Consider the following 16428-nt stretch of genomic DNA (forward strand, 5'->3'; position numbering starts at 1 on the left):
TCTGTATTTTTCGCTAACTCTGTCCAAAGTTCCTTTGCCTTCTGACAATGTTTCTGTATTTTTCGCTTACTCTGTCCAAAGTTCCTTTGCCTTCTGACAATGTTTCTGTATTTTTCGCTTACTCTGTCCAAAGTTCCTTTGCCTTCTGACAATGTTTCTGTATTTTTCGCTTACTCTGTCCGAAGTTCCTTTGCCTTCTGACAATGTTGCTGTCTTTTCCGCTTACTCTGTCCAAAGTTCCTTTGCCTTCTGACAATGTTTCTGTATTTTTCGCTTACTCTGTCCAAAGTTCCTTTGCCTTCTGACAATGTTGCTGTCTTTTCCGCTTACTCTGTCCAAAGTTCCTTTGTCTTCTGACAATGTTTTTGCTTTTTCCGCCAACTCTGTCAGAAGTTGCCCTGCCTTCTGACAATCGTGCTGTTTTTTCTGCTTACTCTGTCCAAAGTTCCTTTGTCTTCTGACAATGTTGCTGTCTTTTCCTCTTACTCTGTCCAAAGTTCCTTTGCCTTTTGACAATGTTGCTGTCTTTTCCTCTTACTCTGTCCAAAGTTCCTTTGCCTTTTGACAATGTTGCTGTCTTTTCCGCTTACTCTGTCCAAAGTTCCTTTGTCTTCTGACAATGTTGCTGTCTTTTCCACCAACTCTGTCCGAAGTTAAAACAGGTTCTATCAGCATCGGATTTAAATTCACTCATATGTCCGCCGTTGCTTTTGAATCAGGAACAAAAGAGTACTGAGAGCAACAAAGTTTACGATAAGAGCCTAATTTATAAACAATAAATAATTTTCAAGAGAATCTATTAGAGGTGCTTATTTTGTTTCGATTAATTTATCAAATCATCCTGGTAGGATTATGTTCCATGCTTTTTGGGTTTGCTTATAACACGTTTCTTATCCCGCATAAATTGGCATCCGGGGGCGTTACCGGGATGGCTTTTTTTATTCATCATTATTTACACGTCAATACAGGTTTGATTGTATTGATAATTAATATTCCGCTTTTGATTTTGGGTATTAAATATCTGGGAAAAAGATTTATCCTGTATACCATATATTCAGTTGTTGTTTTGTCAATCAGTTTGAAAGTAATTCCAATTCACGCAATATCTAATGATATTTTACTCTCATCAATAATCGGCGGTGCTCTATATGGAATTGCCGTCGGACTTGTCATCAAGACTGGCGGTTCAACAGGCGGAACGGATATCGTCAGCCTTATTATTTCTCAAAAAAAGAACATGCAGGTTGGTTTTTTAAGTGCATGTATGAACCTTCTTGTTGTTGGCACTTCAGGCTTTATATTTGGATGGGATATCACTTTATATACAGTCATCGCCATCTATGTAGCAGGTCGAGCAGTCGATATGGTTTACACAAACCAAAACAAATTAACCTTAAGGATTGTCACTGAGAAAGGGGATGAACTAATAGACGCCCTTATCCATTTACACTCCAGAGGGATTACGGTACATAACGCAGAAGGCGCCTACGCCCATAAACCAAAAAAAGTCCTAACAACTGTGATAACAAGATTTGAATTGAATGAAACAAAACATACCATCAAAATCACCGATCCAAATGCTTTTGTAAACATCTCACAAACCCTGGAAGTAATGGGGCGGTTCAGAAAAAATTAGGAAAGCAGTCTGACCGTCCCAACAACTGTCTATGGCGGAGGACATGATTACAGATGGTGCCTGACACCATCTTAGCGAAACGATTGATAATAGAGTCGAGTGATAAGTGTCATTAGGTAAGCGGAATGTTGGGGATTCGGTTTTCTTTTCTTGTTTAGGAAGTTGATGATGGTGCTTGCATTTCTGATTCCGATTCCATGTCCTTGGTATAGGTCATCTCCAAAGTAGATGACGTTTTCTGCACGCCAATGGGGTTCTTTTGGGTTGAAATCTGGATTGTTGAAATGAAGAATGTCACCGGGTAAATAGTCGTCCCCAACTTTTTGATACATTTTCATATCCTCATCAAATTGCCAATCCATTAAATAAAGATTGCTAAAGAGAATGTCAAACCTTGAGCTTCCTATAGAGTAAAGTGTGGCAATGTATAAAACAATGGCAACTGCTGTGGAACATTCGAAGGCATAGAGAGGCCCATTTTTTATGACATCTAAAATAGCTACCGAGGGACTGATGTTGGGTTTTATGAGGAAGCCTCCATTATTCAGACGATTCCAATACTGTTTATTGCAAAAGGCATACTGAAAGGTAGTAAACTTGGCACCGCTTTTATCTTGTTGACGGGCAGCAGTCATAGTATTCGTTCGGAACATCAATTCAAATTTAAGTTGATCTAGTGTGGCATACTCATAATTCCCACTATATTTCTCCATATATTCAATAATTGTTCTTTGTTCTTTATTCGTAATATGAGGAAATAAATCCATTGGTTTCACACGCTGGTGATTAATAATAATCATATTTACCTCCTGTTCTTATTTCCGCCAAACCACTTCCTTTTAAAAATATGAAACTTTGCCACGACAAATGACAGCAATAAATGGCACAACAAAAAAGGGTTGGATTTTATCCAACCCATATCCTTTAATTAGCTTTTTAGTAGTGCATGCTTTTGGTTTTTCATAAATTTGATGTACATAAGTAAAAATACGAATGCACTGATTAGTCGAAGCACAGTGCTAATCTCCATTGATTTCTGCATGCCGGTTGTTTCTAATAGCCATATGCCAATTTGAGGGGCGATAAAGGCAACGAATGACAGGAGAACATTATAGGTGGTAATACAATAGGTTCTCTTTTCCTTTGGCGACTGCTCCAACAAAAGATTGAACAACAGGAGCATTGTACCTGAAACAAAAAATCCAGATGTCATGGCAACAAATGTTAAGTAGTACAAGTTCGTTGACAATACATTTAAAATCGGTGCCGTTGCCATACCGACTGCTACCCAAACGAGCATAAGTGTATTGGATTTTTGTTCGGCCCATTTTTTCCATAAGGGAAACGAAAAGATTTGTACCAATTGGTTCGCCACAGAAAAGATACTGATCCAAAGAATCGTAGCATGAGCGTATTTTACATTATAGATATTGAATAATCCCCAAACCAACTGCCAGGTGAAATTAAAGCACAGGGCAGATACGAGAAACCATTTATACCCGTTATCCTTAAAAATCGACCAATCCATAAACGAATTTTGCTCTTTGTTCTTCTTCGGCTCCGCCTTTTCTTTATGCTTTAGTAAGAAGAACACTTCAAACAGTCCAAAAACAAAAGCAATGAAGAATAAACATTGATAGGCGAGTGCATTGTCTGTTTGCTTTTTCATGACGATACCGATAATTAGGGTGGTAACCATCCCAACAATGGTTAATAGCCGATTTCTGTCACTAAAAAATGAACCTCTTCGTTCTTCGCTAATCATTCCACTTATTAGGGTTTGCCAACCAATGTTAGAAATTGTTCCTGGGATATTCATTAAAGCAACAATAATTAAAAATGCCCAGGCTTGATGGTCAGAAGCAACGAAAGCCACTCCAATCAACAATAAAAACATAATTCTCGCCCAAAAAACGGACATTGCTACCGTTCTTTTTTGCTGCTCCAGGCGATTTAATACAATTGCAGCAGGAATGGTGGTTAATAGGGCAACAAGTGGGGGAAGTGAACTAATCAACCCAACCTGATAATTAGTAGCACCAAGAATAGAAATTGCAAAAATAGGAAAAAAGTTACCCGCAAGATTCACAGCAATGGTTGACACCATTCCATGATAAATACTAATTTTTTCATTATATGTTCGCATGTGTCTTCACCGTTTCATATTTAATTATCTTTGTTATTATACAATCGATCATGGTTAATTTGATGAAAATAATTTAATATTTTAAAATAATTTTATTGAGCAGCGTTGGAAACCTCAAAAGACAATGTTTGTTAGCTTTTTTTATCTAATTTCGAAGTACTATATTTTAAAAAAGTTTATATTCGTTTGCTTTATCCATTTATTTCTGTTATATTTAAGAAGAATTATTTTTGTGGATCGGCAAGAGTGTTAAGTGAACAGCTTTCTGTCTTGAAGATTTGAGCAAGGATAGTACCAAAATGTGTGCACAGCACACAGCAGGAGGATACACAAATGGAACAAGGTAAAGTAAAATGGTTTAATGCAGAAAAAGGTTTTGGATTCATCGAGCGCGAAGGTGGAGACGATGTATTCGTACACTTCTCAGCTATCCAAGGCGAAGGCTTCAAATCTCTTGACGAAGGCCAAACAGTAACTTTTGACGTTGAGCAAGGTCAACGTGGACCACAAGCTTCTAACGTTCGTAAAGCTTAATAAAAGCTTTATATAAATGAAAAAGACTCTCTTGTAGAGTCTTTTTTTTGTATGGCTGTGTTAAAGAACATTGTTGATTTTTATACCCTGTTGATTGGAGCGGAAGACGCGAAGACTCCTGTGGGAGTACGGGTCAGGGGAGACCCCGCAGGCGCTTTTTTGGCCGAGGAGGCTCGCCGAAACGCCCACGGAAAGCGAAGCATCTGGAGCGGAAATCAACAGGCAATTTTAACAGAGACATTTGTATACATATGAAAGTAGTAGAAAGAAATAAAGACAAACAAAAACCCCCGTTCTCATCGAAAGAACAGAGGTCATGAATCAATAAAGCAAATGGTAAAATCAGTATAACATAGAAAATAGAAAAGACCTACTTTTTCAGTGGAAAAATAAAATTCGTCTAAGTCATTTTAAATTATGCCCATATTTGGCATCGCGATTAATGTTTTTCATATGAAATGATATAATCTACACATATACATAACGGAAGGAAGTGTGGAGTGGTGATCGAGCGGCCGCAAATAGAACAATCTGAGCTAACACAATATATTCCGCCAAAGGGTGAGTTCGATACCTTTCGGGATGAGGACCATTATAAGGAAAAGCTCAAGGAATGGGGACTTTCCTCAGCAAAAGAAGCAAAAAGGGAATTCTGGTACAAAGACCGGCACTCCCAGCGTCTTGTATCCATTAAAGGCTATGAAACCTACGGGAGTGCGGCTGAATTAAATACGGTTGTCATTGAATTTAACGATGGCCATTTGAGTTGTATCCACCCAGCCTATTTTAAGGAAATGCAGCAATCAAGCTTTGGAAAAGAAAGCTTGTTGAATCTTGAGGATAAGGACATACCGACAGTAGAGAGTGGGGACAAAGTAGAAAGCAACAATGTAGAAGATAGTTCGCCTGCTGCCAAAGAACTTCCGAAAAAAGAGGACGAGCCAAAGCCGAAGCAAGCAAAAGTGAAAGAAGCAAAGCCGAAAAAAGAGAAGGCTCCCAAGCTCGAGTTGCCGGCTGATAAAGTACACTTTGCTGCAACGGTTAAACAGTTTGCCTTGACTTACAATCCGTTCAATGAAGAAAACGATGAAGTAGTTGTCTTAGAGAATGTAAAAATCATTCAAGACAATCCACTGGAAATTGGTTTTGCGTGGTGCAGTCACAGTAAAACCCTTAAAAAGTTTGAACTGGCTGTTGGAGATCAACTCGAATTCGACGGAAAAGTAGCGGCTAAGAAGTTAGCGAAGGGAAAAGATGTAGAGGAAGAATTTCTTGTCGATGTGCCAGTACTATACAAAGTGAATAATCCTTCAAAAATTGTAAAGAACTAGGTGGGACACTGAGGGTTCCTGTTATATACAATAAAGGAATAGACGTGCGAATGTTGGTGCACGTCTATTTTTTGGGGATATTAAGGTTATTGGTAGGTTTTTGATCTATATTGATTATAGCAGCAGGTGTGAGATCCTCGAAAATTCTATCGCATTTCCTTCGTACGGTGCTGATTCCATTCAAAGTCCTATGGAAAAAGCAAGGTATCACGTCTACGTGCCCGAAAGCGTTGAGTGAATGGGGACACGGTAACGTAGAAGCAGTCTACGTTACCGAAAGTGTTGAGTGAAAGGGGTCCCGGTAACGTATAAGCAGTCTACGTGCCCGAAAGTGTAGTGTGAAAGGGATCCCGGTAACGTAGAAGGAGTCTACGTGCCCGAAATGGCTGTTGGGAAGGGGCTCCGGTAATGTAGAAGGAGTCTACGTGCCCGATAGTGTTGTGGGAGAGTGTCCCCGGTAACGTATAAGCAGTCTACATGCCTGAAGTGACTACAGAAAAGGGAAAGCGGTAACGAAATCAAAAAAGACGCCTAATGGAAGCGTCTTTTTTGCTGAATATAGTACTTGGTCAAACCAAGTCAAGTAAAATAAATCTCCAAGAGATCCTCACCATTCCGCAAAATAAAGAAATTCGGAAACTGGGTATTAATGACAGCAGTTTTGTATTCATATATGGGAACCGATATTGTGCTGCCGTTCTCCTTCAAAAATAGCAGATGCTCGCTTCCAAATTGGATAGAATCAAAGTGAAAGCCCTCTCTTTTCCATAAAAAATCTTCATCCTGATAGTAGTTAAGAATCACTTGTCGATTGCGGTAGCTCTCGAAAATAGACAAATCGGACAATTGTTTTTCCATACGCAGAACCCATCTCCCTTTAACTATATTTTAAAAAAAGCAAGAAGAAGAAGAGGTGATGGGTATCACAGGCGGAAACTTATTTAGAGGAAAATAATTCGAAATAGAGTATAATAAAGGTTCGGATTTTTATTCTCAAGGAGCACACAGTTATGAACCAGACCTTTACAATCAGGGAAAAGACAAAACAAATAATTGTCTTATTAATTCCCATTTTAATTACACAGCTTGGCATGTTTTCGATGGTATTTTTCAATACGATCATGTCAGGAAAATATCATTCTTCCGATTTAGCAGGAGTGGCGATTGGCTCCTCGGTTTGGAGCCCTATTTTTATGGGAATCAGCGGCATTTTACTAGCGGTTTCACCCATTGCGGCACAACGATTCGGTGAAAAACGAAATAATGAAGTATCCACTGTTGTGAAACATGGCATGTATCTTTCCTTTTTAATTGCTATCGTGGTTATTATTCTGGGAGCCTTTTTATTAGATCCCATTTTAGACAAAATGAAACTGCCTAATGATGTCCAAGAAACGGCATTTGATTATTTAGTTGGTCTAAGTTTTGGAATTGTCCCTCTGTTTATTTTTAACGTCCTAAGGTCGTTTATTTACGCTCTTGGGAAAACACGTGTGATTATGGTGATTATGCTAGCGTCTTTGCCGCTTAATTTCTTCTTGAACTACGCGTTTATCTTTGGACATTTTGGTTTTCCAGAGTTAGGGGGCTCTGGGGCAGGGTATGCGACATCGATCACTTATTGGGCCATCATGGGGATGACGATTTTTATTGTAAAAACACAAGACCCATTCTCATCCTATCCGGTTTTCAGTAATAAGAAGGAATTCTCGTGGGAAGAATGTAAGGAAATTTTAAAGATTGGTGTCCCAATGGGGCTTTCCACCTTTTTCGAGACAAGTATGTTTGCAGTGGTCACGATTCTATTAAGTAAATTTAACGTCACAACGATAGCGGCTTATCAATCGGCTTTAAATATCGTGTCATTCTTGTATATGATTCCCATAAGTATCTCCACGGCGCTGACCGTTCTTGTCGGCTTTGAAGTCGGATCACGGCGTTATAAAGATGCCAAACAATACAGCTGGCTTGGTGTATATCTGGCCATTTTCATTGCCCTCTTTACGGGATTGTTAGTGGTTGTGTTCCGTTATCAAGTGGCTGGTTTATATTCGAACGAAACGGCCGTTATCAACTTAACAGCGAACTTTTTAATCTTTGCGCTGTTTTTTCAAATATCTGATGCCATCCAGGCGACAGCACAAGCAGCATTAAGAGGGTATAAGGATGTCAATCTCGCTTTTATCATGACGTTAATTGCCTACTGGCTAATCTGTCTCCCAGTCGGCTTCGTGCTGGCCCATTACACAAACTTAGAGGCAAGGGGCTATTGGATAGGACTAACCGTAGGACTACTTGCAGCAGGAATTGCCTTATCCCTTAGACTTATCTACATTCAGAAAAAGAAATTCGTGACTATAGAGGGGTAGATCCTATTTGGGTGTCAGGCATCCTTGTGGACATTTGTCTTCTTGAGGTGGACAATTTGCTAGTGCTAAATACGATCAAAGATTGGACTGACTTGAGGGTTGGTCCTTTTTTTGTTTTTGTAAAAGGAATGGTTTACTGAATATTCCAGTGGTAAAATAAAGGAAAATGGGTGATCGAAATCCGCTTTTGGGGTGATCTTAGTGGGGAGAAAAGTAAGCTTTACCAAGGATGAATTTGTGCTTAGGTTAAACGGGCTACTAAGTGTGTTTGCACTTAAATGGCAATTGAGAATTCCTTACAAGGCAATTAAACGTGTCTATATAGATGAATTCGATCCACCGATGTGGATGCTTAAAATGCCTGGCACTGCGATTGCGCCACTGAACATTTTTGAAGGTAGTTTTAAGTTCGGAAATGAGTGGTATTTTATATCATGTGAACACAATGTTCCCCTAGTCCACCTGGAAGTAGACGGGTTCGGAAAATATAAATATATTATTTTTGAAATGGAGAACCCGAGAGCCGTAATGATTGAATTACGGAAAAAACTAAGAGAGATAGATGAGTAAACGACGTTACGAATAAGGTCAAGGAGCTTGTTAAATATATAAAAAAGTAATGGCCGGAATCCATTACTTTTTTTCAGCTTTCTTTTTCAGTTTGCGTTTTTTTGCAATTCTTCTAATCAAATAGACTCCAGCAATTAAAGCTAATACATTCAATGAATCTCCAAAGTTAATCGTTAAACTGAAGTTGTTATTTACTGTCACGTCATTTTTATTATTGTTACTTGTTGAACGTGATGGTTTTACTTTATCCTCAATTTCCATTGCCATACCACACACACCTCCGTTGGATAATTATACCATATATTAATAATACCTTTGCTATTAATCGTATAAAATAGCAAATAAATGACGCCATTCTAAATAGAATGGCGTCTAGTCGTTAAAATAAGTTTTTCATGCCTAACCATTTGGAAAATAGACTTTGTTGTTTATCAGTGATTTTTAATTCGTCCATTATTATTTTTTCACGATTAGTAGAAATCCAGTTCTTCAATTCTTGTTTGTCTTTACAACGCGTATAATATGTTTCCCCACCTTTTCCAAGTGCGTTGACAACATACCTACATGTGTTCCCCATAGTGTCCACCTTTAAATGTAATAATGTATTCTATTTGGATTATATCAGGCTTATAAAAATAGTCCACTATTATTTTTCTGCAAAAATCTCCAATTTTCCGCACGTGAACAAAATGAACAAAATGGTTTATAAGTTTTTAATGCTGTTTAAATACATAACCTTTTCAAGGGCAAAAGATTTTGTAAAATTAAGAAAACGTTTACAAAGGGGGAAACAAAATGTTTTCTATTAAAAGAATTTCAGCAGTCATGTGTGCAGGTGCATTGGCATTAAGCCTTGGTGCTTGCAGCAGTAAAGAAACAGCTAGCTCTGGTAAAAAGGAAGAAAGTACAGGCTATCCTACGAATGCCATTACCGTTGTAGCTCCATCGGGTGCTGGTGGTGGTTGGGATCTAACCGCACGTTCCTTTACAAAAGTACTTAGCGAGACAAAACTAGTAACGCAGCCATTGACAGTAGAGAATAAGCCAGGTGGCGGTGGAGCTGTATTTATGGCGGAATACGCAACCCAACATGTGGCAAACAACGACATGCTCTTTGTTAGTTCACCGCCGATCATTATTAACAACCTGAAAAAGGAAGGAAACAGCCCTTACGGCTACAAAAACACCACTCCATTAGCGCAGTTGACGAAGGATTTTGGTGCCATTGTCGTAAAAGCCGATTCAAAATATAAGGATCTGAAATCCGTCTTAGAAGACGTGAAAAAGGACCCTACTAAACTAACATTTGCAGGTGGTTCCGCACCAGGTTCGATGGACCACTTGATCTCCATACTTCCAGCGTATAAATACGGTGTGGATCCTACGAAAATTAAATATGTCTCCTATGATGGCGGCGGGGAAGCGATTACTGCACTTCTTGGAGGAAATGCAGATGTGATTGGGACTGACGCTTCTAGTGTAAAGGAATTTTTAAAGGCAGGTAAAATTAGAGTGCTGGCTGTTACTTCAACTGATCGCTTAACAGGTGATTTCAAAGATGTACCGACTGCAAAGGAACAAGGAGTTGACGCCGAATTTACCATTTGGCGCGGAGTATTCGGTCCTGAAAAGATGTCTAAGGAAGCAAAAACATATTGGGAAAATACGATTGATAAGCTAGTCAAGACACCTGATTGGAAGAAGGAAGTAGAAACTCAAGGCTGGGAGTTACAGTACAAAAACAGTGGCGATTTCAAAAAGTTTTTAGAAGAACAAGATAAACAAGTCCAGCAATTATTAGAAGCATTGGGTATGCAAAAGTAATAGTGTGGGAAGGAGTGGTCTCTCTCCTTCCCCTATTAGTTAAGGAGGGGGTATGAAGATGGATATCAAATTCGATCGTGTTGCATCAGTCATGTTTCTTGCGGTTGGTGTGTTATTTATAGTTGGTAGTAAGCAGCTATCAAGCTCGTCATACGGTAGTGTAGTAGGTCCTGATATTTTCCCATTTATTCTTGGTATTATCCTTGTATTATTAAGTATTCGCTTGTTTTATGAAACCATCATCTCAAAGGGAGAGCATAGTGCAAAGGGAAAATTAGAATATAAGCCGTTTTTAATCATTTTCGTTGCTACATTGGCTTATATCTTAACCTTGGAAACAATAGGGTATGTGATTACTACTTTTGTCTTTTTATTTATTTGCTTTCAAACAATGGAACGTTCGAAGTGGGTGTCATCCCTTATCATATCTGCTGCTTTTTCAGGAATCGTTTACTATTTATTTGTTGAAGTGTTAAAGGGAACACTTCCAGGTTGGCCTGTTTGGTTTTAACCACAGTAATAGAAGAAAGGAGGAAAGATCATGAGTACATTAGATTATTTAATTCAAGGTTTTGGAACGGCCCTTATTTGGTATAATATCATTTTTGCTTTTGTTGGGGTTTTGATAGGGACCGCTGTTGGCGTATTGCCAGGTATTGGCCCAATGAGTGGTGTAGCTCTTCTTATTCCGGTAACGGCATCCATTACAGGCGGACTGCCGCCAGAACAGGCTGCAACAAGCGCAATCATTTTATTAGCAGGAGTTTACTATGGAGCAATGTATGGGGGGTCTACCACTTCTATTCTATTAAATACACCAGGAGAATCGTCCTCTGTCGTCACAACATTGGACGGATATCAAATGGCAAAGAAAGGAAGGGCCGGCAGCGCACTATCCATCGCAGCAATTGGATCGTTTGTAGCTGGAATCGTGACACTGATAGCCTTGATTGCCCTAGCAAAGCCGTTATCCGACGTAGCCCTAAAATTTGGTCCGGCAGAATATTTTTCCTTAATGCTATTAGGACTGGGTGCCGTTAGCGGTTTAGCTGGAAAGTCAGTAACAAAAGCCTTAATCATGACTGTTTGTGGGTTGTTACTCGGAACAATTGGAATTGACAGTGTTTCCGGGATTGCTAGATTTACATTCGATGTGCCATGGCTTTTCCAAGGAATTGAGTTTCTAACTTTAGCGGTAGGATTGTTTGCGCTCGGTGAAGTATTCAAGACCATTCTAGAAAAAGAAGAAGAAGAGGTGGATATTGCAAAAATTAATAACTTGCTGCCATCCAAAGAGGAATTAAAAGAATCGGCTGGACCGATTGCCCGCGGAAGTATCCTTGGCTTCTTTGTTGGAATCTTACCGGGAGCTGGGGCAACACTTGCATCCTTCTTCTCTTATATTCTTGAAAAAAAGATTTCCAAAACTCCTTCGAAATTTGGAACAGGAACGATCGCAGGGGTGGCGGCACCAGAATCAGCGAATAATGCGGCGTCTGGCGGTGCTATGATTCCATTATTAACATTAGGGATACCAGGTTCTGGCACCACAGCTATCCTAATGGGTGCTCTGATGATGTACAATGTTCAACCAGGTCCATTGTTATTTGAAGACCATCCACAGGTTGCCTGGGGATTAATCGCCAGCATGTTCATAGGTAACATCATGCTTTTAGTCTTGAATCTTCCATTAGTGAAGGTATTTGCAAAAATCATTCAAACACCGAAGAAATACTTAATACCGATCATTATTGCCATTTCCATTTTTGGCGTCTATGCTGTTCAAGTATCGACCAACGATCTTCTACTATTATTGGGCTGTGGAGTCCTGGGGTATTTTTTTAATAAAAATGATTACCCCATTGCCCCGATAGTTCTTGGTCTAGTCCTCGGACCGATGATCGAAAATAACCTAAGAAGAGCCCTAACCATATCGAATGGTGATTACAGTGTATTTTTTACACGGCCAATTTCTTTAGCATTCCTTCTTATCACAGTCCTTTGGCTGGTAGTTCCGTTCATGATGAAACGAAGAGGGAAAGAAGTAATCATAAATGTAGAAGGGTAAAATTCTGAAGATTGAGAAAAAACTCCTTTTTAATAGGAGTTTTTTTTTATATGATAGAGTTAGAGGTGTTTGAATGCGACTACATACAAAGCTAATGCTGGGAATTTCCATACTTATCATTGTACTTGGAACAATTATAGAATTTACCTTTAAAAATATTATGGAATCAAATTTGAAGCATGAAATCGGGTCAAAGGCGTTATCAGTTGCTCAATCAATTGCCAATATGCCGGAAATTCAGGCAGCCTTTCGGACCAACAATCCTTCAACGATTATCCAGCCTATTGCAGAAAATATTAGAAAACAGGTGGGGGCAGAATTTATCGTCATAGGGAACAGGAACGAAATCCGCTACTCGCATCCCAACCCGGCTCGTTTGGGCCAAAAAATGGTAGGGGGGGACAATGGTCAAGTATTTAAAGGAGAGTCTGTTATTTCCGAATCGACGGGGACGTTAGGTCCTTCCTTGAGGGGAAAAGCCCCCATTTTTAGTAACGGCGAAGTCATTGGCGTCGTTTCTGTTGGGTATCTGCAAACGGATATTGAAAAAGAGATTTCGAAGTTACAGAAGAAAATTTTTGTTGCCACATTAATTATATTAATAGGAGGGTTATTGGCAGCTCTATTAATCTCGTTAAATATAAAAAGAGCTATTTTTGGACTAGAACCAAAAGAAATCGCATGGATGTACCAAGAGAAACATGCGATATTGGAATCTATTCATGAGGGAATCATTGCCATCGATACCGAGGGAAGAATTACGGTCGTGAATGAAACCGCTCATACAATCCTGAAGGTGCCCAATCATATCCTGCTTAGGGGAAAAAGAATTGAAGAAGTGCTGGTTAATACCCATCTACTTGAAGTGGTGCGGACGGGACAAGCCGAGTATGACCAGGAAATTATCATTATGGACGAGGTGTATTTAGCCAATCGTATTCCTATTTTTAATAATAAAAGGGAAGTGGTTGGCGCTGTTGCCAGTTTTCGAAATAAGTCGGAGCTCACCCAGCTACTACAGGAATTATCCCATGTTAAAGCCTATGCAGAGGGATTGCGCGCACAAACCCATGAATATTCAAATCGTCTCTATACATTACTTGGTCTGATTCAACTGGGGTCCTACCAGGAAGCCATTGATTTTATTTCAAAAGAAGTGGATGTTGCCCAGGGGTTCATTCAATTCTTAATGAAAGAAGTACCAGATCCTATTATTGCAGGGTTTATCTTAGGAAAAGTTAGTTTAGCAAGCGAGTTAAAAATACATTTTACAATCGATAGAGAAAGCAGTTTCAAAGATATTCTACCTGAGTTAAGCAGAGAGGCATTAGTAACGGTTATAGGAAACCTCATCAATAATGCCTTTGAAGCCGTAAAAGAAAATGAAAAGCAAGAAAAGAATGTTTCCTTATTTCTGACCGATTTGGGTAAAGAACTGATTATTGAAGTAGAAGACAACGGCATAGGGATGAATCCAGACACGAGTGAACAGATTTTTCAAGCAGGTTTTACCACAAAGAATACAGGCAGTAATGCTGGAATCGGACTTAGTTTAGTACAAAAAGCGCTAAATGAATTAGGAGGAACGATTACATTTTCTTCGAATGCGGGAGAAGGCTCCATTTTCACAGTAGCAATACCAAAAAGCAGGGGGAATATGTATGAACAGGGGTCAAACAATCACCGTATTAATTGTGGAGGATGACTTACGAGTAGCGGAAATCCAAAAGCGGTTTCTTGAACAAATAGAGGGGTTTGAGACAGTTGGGATTGCCGCCAGTTATATTGAGGCAAAAACGTTAATCGAGATCCTCCAGCCAGACTTACTTATACTAGATGTGTATTTTCCAGATATGAATGGATTAGACTTACTAAAGGAAACAAAACAGCAGACCAAACAAATGGATGTCATCATGATAACGGCAACAAAAGAGATTCACAAAGTTCAGGAAGCCATTAGTATTGGTGTATTTGATTATATTATTAAACCCGTCGTGTTTGAACGGTTCAAACAATCATTGTTACGATATAAAGAGTATCATACCAAACTGATCCAATTAGGCAAAGAAAGTCTTCATGTCACACAGCAGCAGGTGGATAAGCTGTTGCGTAAAGAGAATGAAAATGGAGGGAACGAAAGGGTGTATCTACCTAAAGGAATCGATCCACTGACACTCGAAAAGGTATTGGAGGTCCTTGGCAGGGAAGGTAGGGGGCTAACGGCCGAGCTGGTGGCTAAGGAAATTGGTGTTAGCCGAACGACTGCAAGACGATACTTAGAACATTTGGTGTCAGAAGAAAAAATTGAGGCTGATCTCTCATATGGGACAGTTGGCCGCCCTGAGCGGGTCTACCTAGTGCATTAATAAAGGATGGACATGGTTAATTCCAATACGAGCCACATATAGTATCACTAACAAAAAAATTTTTTGACCCCGTATCTTTTCACCCTCCTTGAATCGTTTATAGGGTAGAGAGTGCAAAGGAGTGAAATCAATGTCACACAAACTTAGACAGGACAGCGTAGAAAATTCAGAGGACGAAAATAGGTTTGACGATGCCTTTTGGAGGGAGTATTATCCGAAACTTCAGCGATATTGTCACTTTTTAACCCAAAATAAATGGGATGGAGAGGATGTCGCCCAAGACACGTATCTTAAGGCATTAAGATATTCGAATCAACCGCAAAAGATGACTTCGGCTTTGTTAAATAAAATGGCTTACAATCATTGGATTGATGTGCTTCGTAAAAGAAAGAAGGAAACACTAGAATCAGATTCTGATTGTGCAAGTCATGCTATTACTAATCAACTGGATGGTCTAAATGATTCAGTGGAATTGCTTTTGAAAAAATTCACTCCAAAGCAAGCGGTTATCTTTCTTTTAAAAGAGTCTTTTCAATACCAACTGAAGGAAATAGCCGATATCCTTGATGTAACAGAAATAGCGGTGAAGTCCAATCTCCACCGAGCTAAAAAGCGCCTGGAAAAAGCAATCGAAGAGGAACAGTCCTTTGATTTAGAATCCTTTTGGGATGTAGAGGAGCAGGAACAGCTCTCGGAACTTTTTTATGAGGCATTGAAAAATCAAGACCCAACCATCCTAATTGATGTGATTCCTTCGTTAAGAAGTATTCGAACTGAACCTACGCTTATTTCTAGAAGCTTCCAAAAGGCCCGTCCCAACATCTCTCCTTCAAGCACTCTCTGTATGGCTGCATAGCCAATCATCGCTTCAAGGAGGAATAAAGAATGAGTACAATACCATATGTAATAGAGCAGTCAAATCGAGGAGAACGTTCCTATGATATTTATTCACGTTTATTAAAGGACAGAATTATTATCATTGGAGATGAAATAAACGACCATACGGCGAATAGTGTGGTAGCCCAATTATTATTTTTAGCAGCCGATGCTCCTGATAAAGAAATCTCACTTTATATTAATAGCCCCGGTGGTTCTACCTCTGCAGGCTTTGCCATTTTTGATACGATGCAATACATTAAGCCTGACATTCGAACCATTTGCACGGGGATGGCGGCCTCATTTGGAGCTATGTTGCTTCTCGCAGGGACCAAGGGAAAACGGTACGCTCTGCCAAACAGTGAAATCATGATCCATCAGCCTCTAGGTGGAGCGCGAGGGCAGGCTACGGAAATAGAAATATCCGCACGAAGAATCTTAAAACTCAGAGAGCATATTAATGAAATCATTTCAGAACGTACCGGCCAACTGATTGAAAAAGTCGCGAAGGATACAGACCGAGATTATTTTATGAGTGCAGAAGAAGCAAAAGAGTATGGGATTATTGATGAAATACTGTATCCGAAGTGAAAATTGGTGTAAAAGAGCAATGTGAGTCCAATCGCATTGTTCTTTTTTAATGGCTATGTAAAAGCCTGTTTAATTTAGTGAATATTTGTAGAAAACTACAAATAAATCTTTTTTATA

At 39.3% G+C, this 16428-nt stretch carries 18 protein-coding genes; 12 read left to right on the forward strand and 6 right to left on the reverse strand.

Going from position 1 to position 16428, the window contains the following annotated elements; translation table 11 throughout:
• Positions 1-222 precede the first annotated feature (222 nt).
• Entirely contained in the window at positions 223-516 is a 294-nt protein-coding gene (locus tag AC3A54_RS04790) for a hypothetical protein (RefSeq protein ID WP_487653521.1), read from the reverse strand.
• Positions 517-814: 298 nt separating this feature from the next.
• Between AC3A54_RS04790 and AC3A54_RS04795 the strand changes: the two genes are divergently transcribed.
• Complete coding sequence (locus tag AC3A54_RS04795) at positions 815-1636, forward strand: YitT family protein (RefSeq protein ID WP_487653522.1); 822 nt, start codon at positions 815-817, stop codon at positions 1634-1636.
• Positions 1637-1707: 71 nt separating this feature from the next.
• Here AC3A54_RS04795 and AC3A54_RS04800 read toward each other — a convergent pair whose 3' ends face one another.
• Together AC3A54_RS04800 and AC3A54_RS04805 are read right to left on the reverse strand one after the other, a co-directional pair.
• A complete protein-coding gene (locus tag AC3A54_RS04800; protein WP_487653523.1) occupies positions 1708-2436 on the reverse strand; it encodes a protein-glutamine gamma-glutamyltransferase in 729 nt (242 codons plus the stop codon).
• Positions 2437-2564: 128 nt separating this feature from the next.
• The gene (locus tag AC3A54_RS04805) at positions 2565-3782 is read right to left on the reverse strand and encodes an MFS transporter (RefSeq protein ID WP_487653524.1); all 1218 of its coding nucleotides are present in this window, start codon (positions 3780-3782) and stop codon (positions 2565-2567) included.
• Positions 3783-4115: 333 nt separating this feature from the next.
• Here AC3A54_RS04805 and AC3A54_RS04810 point away from each other — a divergent pair, with 333 nt between their 5' ends.
• Both AC3A54_RS04810 and AC3A54_RS04815 read left to right on the forward strand, forming a co-directional pair.
• On the forward strand, positions 4116-4316 hold the full coding sequence (locus AC3A54_RS04810; protein WP_308079596.1) for a cold-shock protein: 201 nt from the start codon (positions 4116-4118) through the stop codon (positions 4314-4316).
• 503 nt (positions 4317-4819) lie between these two features.
• Positions 4820-5647, forward strand: coding sequence for a hypothetical protein (locus AC3A54_RS04815; RefSeq protein WP_487653525.1), 828 nt, complete (start codon positions 4820-4822; stop codon positions 5645-5647).
• A 579-nt stretch (positions 5648-6226) separates the two neighbouring features.
• Here AC3A54_RS04815 and AC3A54_RS04820 read toward each other — a convergent pair.
• Positions 6227-6505 carry a hypothetical protein gene (locus AC3A54_RS04820; protein WP_487653526.1) on the reverse strand — a complete coding sequence of 93 codons (279 nt, stop codon included), beginning with the start codon at positions 6503-6505 and terminating at the stop codon, positions 6227-6229.
• A gap of 152 nt (positions 6506-6657) precedes the next feature.
• Between AC3A54_RS04820 and AC3A54_RS04825 the strand changes: the two genes are divergently transcribed.
• Positions 6658-8016 (forward strand): MATE family efflux transporter, encoded by a 1359-nt coding sequence (locus AC3A54_RS04825; protein WP_487653527.1) that lies wholly within the window; start codon positions 6658-6660, stop codon positions 8014-8016.
• Between the two features lie 201 nt (positions 8017-8217).
• A complete protein-coding gene (locus AC3A54_RS04830) occupies positions 8218-8586 on the forward strand; it encodes a hypothetical protein (protein WP_487653528.1) in 369 nt (122 codons plus the stop codon).
• A 63-nt stretch (positions 8587-8649) separates the two neighbouring features.
• On the opposite strand, the gene AC3A54_RS04835 is transcribed toward AC3A54_RS04830, so the two are convergent.
• Both AC3A54_RS04835 and AC3A54_RS04840 read right to left on the reverse strand, forming a co-directional pair.
• On the reverse strand, positions 8650-8853 hold the full coding sequence (locus tag AC3A54_RS04835) for a hypothetical protein (protein ID WP_487653529.1): 204 nt from the start codon (positions 8851-8853) through the stop codon (positions 8650-8652).
• A gap of 112 nt (positions 8854-8965) precedes the next feature.
• Complete coding sequence (locus AC3A54_RS04840) at positions 8966-9163, reverse strand: hypothetical protein (protein ID WP_308079591.1); 198 nt, start codon at positions 9161-9163, stop codon at positions 8966-8968.
• Between the two features lie 218 nt (positions 9164-9381).
• Between AC3A54_RS04840 and AC3A54_RS04845 the strand changes: the two genes are divergently transcribed.
• The 7 genes from AC3A54_RS04845 (at position 9382) to clpP (ending at position 16311) form a co-directional block, all read left to right on the forward strand.
• Positions 9382-10410 (forward strand): Bug family tripartite tricarboxylate transporter substrate binding protein, encoded by a 1029-nt coding sequence (locus AC3A54_RS04845; RefSeq protein ID WP_487653530.1) that lies wholly within the window; start codon positions 9382-9384, stop codon positions 10408-10410.
• A gap of 58 nt (positions 10411-10468) precedes the next feature.
• Positions 10469-10921 (forward strand): tripartite tricarboxylate transporter TctB family protein, encoded by a 453-nt coding sequence (locus AC3A54_RS04850; RefSeq protein ID WP_487653531.1) that lies wholly within the window; start codon positions 10469-10471, stop codon positions 10919-10921.
• Between the two features lie 30 nt (positions 10922-10951).
• Complete coding sequence (locus tag AC3A54_RS04855) at positions 10952-12478, forward strand: tripartite tricarboxylate transporter permease (RefSeq protein ID WP_487653532.1); 1527 nt, start codon at positions 10952-10954, stop codon at positions 12476-12478.
• A 73-nt stretch (positions 12479-12551) separates the two neighbouring features.
• Positions 12552-14183, forward strand: a complete 1632-nt coding sequence (locus tag AC3A54_RS04860; RefSeq protein ID WP_487653533.1) for an ATP-binding protein — start codon at positions 12552-12554, stop codon at positions 14181-14183.
• Positions 14140-14844, forward strand: coding sequence for a response regulator (locus AC3A54_RS04865; protein ID WP_487653534.1), 705 nt, complete (start codon positions 14140-14142; stop codon positions 14842-14844). Before AC3A54_RS04860 ends, AC3A54_RS04865 begins: the two co-directional genes overlap by 44 nt.
• 130 nt (positions 14845-14974) lie before the next feature.
• The gene (locus AC3A54_RS04870; protein ID WP_487653535.1) at positions 14975-15700 is read left to right on the forward strand and encodes a sigma-70 family RNA polymerase sigma factor; all 726 of its coding nucleotides are present in this window, start codon (positions 14975-14977) and stop codon (positions 15698-15700) included.
• Between the two features lie 29 nt (positions 15701-15729).
• A complete protein-coding gene (clpP, locus tag AC3A54_RS04875; protein WP_487653536.1) occupies positions 15730-16311 on the forward strand; it encodes an ATP-dependent Clp endopeptidase proteolytic subunit ClpP in 582 nt (193 codons plus the stop codon).
• Positions 16312-16428 lie beyond the last annotated feature (117 nt).

This window comes from Neobacillus sp. Soil_C_43 (assembly GCF_057656715.1).

What these genes read in the sequence shown, in the direction of transcription:
- AC3A54_RS04860 (WP_487653533.1), top strand. Translation starts at nt 12,552, where the DNA reads ATGCGACTACATACAAAGCTAATGCTGGGAATTTCCATACTTATCATT.
- AC3A54_RS04840 (WP_308079591.1), bottom strand. Translation starts at nt 9,163, where the DNA reads ATGGGGAACACATGTAGGTATGTTGTCAACGCACTTGGAAAAGGTGGG.
- AC3A54_RS04805 (WP_487653524.1), bottom strand. Translation starts at nt 3,782, where the DNA reads ATGCGAACATATAATGAAAAAATTAGTATTTATCATGGAATGGTGTCA.
- AC3A54_RS04835 (WP_487653529.1), bottom strand. Translation starts at nt 8,853, where the DNA reads ATGGCAATGGAAATTGAGGATAAAGTAAAACCATCACGTTCAACAAGT.
- AC3A54_RS04810 (WP_308079596.1), top strand. Translation starts at nt 4,116, where the DNA reads ATGGAACAAGGTAAAGTAAAATGGTTTAATGCAGAAAAAGGTTTTGGA.
- AC3A54_RS04820 (WP_487653526.1), bottom strand. Translation starts at nt 6,505, where the DNA reads ATGGAAAAACAATTGTCCGATTTGTCTATTTTCGAGAGCTACCGCAAT.
- AC3A54_RS04845 (WP_487653530.1), top strand. Translation starts at nt 9,382, where the DNA reads ATGTTTTCTATTAAAAGAATTTCAGCAGTCATGTGTGCAGGTGCATTG.
- AC3A54_RS04865 (WP_487653534.1), top strand. Translation starts at nt 14,140, where the DNA reads ATGAACAGGGGTCAAACAATCACCGTATTAATTGTGGAGGATGACTTA.
- AC3A54_RS04800 (WP_487653523.1), bottom strand. Translation starts at nt 2,436, where the DNA reads ATGATTATTATTAATCACCAGCGTGTGAAACCAATGGATTTATTTCCT.
- AC3A54_RS04855 (WP_487653532.1), top strand. Translation starts at nt 10,952, where the DNA reads ATGAGTACATTAGATTATTTAATTCAAGGTTTTGGAACGGCCCTTATT.
- AC3A54_RS04825 (WP_487653527.1), top strand. Translation starts at nt 6,658, where the DNA reads ATGAACCAGACCTTTACAATCAGGGAAAAGACAAAACAAATAATTGTC.
- AC3A54_RS04870 (WP_487653535.1), top strand. Translation starts at nt 14,975, where the DNA reads ATGTCACACAAACTTAGACAGGACAGCGTAGAAAATTCAGAGGACGAA.
- clpP (WP_487653536.1), top strand. Translation starts at nt 15,730, where the DNA reads ATGAGTACAATACCATATGTAATAGAGCAGTCAAATCGAGGAGAACGT.
- AC3A54_RS04850 (WP_487653531.1), top strand. Translation starts at nt 10,469, where the DNA reads ATGGATATCAAATTCGATCGTGTTGCATCAGTCATGTTTCTTGCGGTT.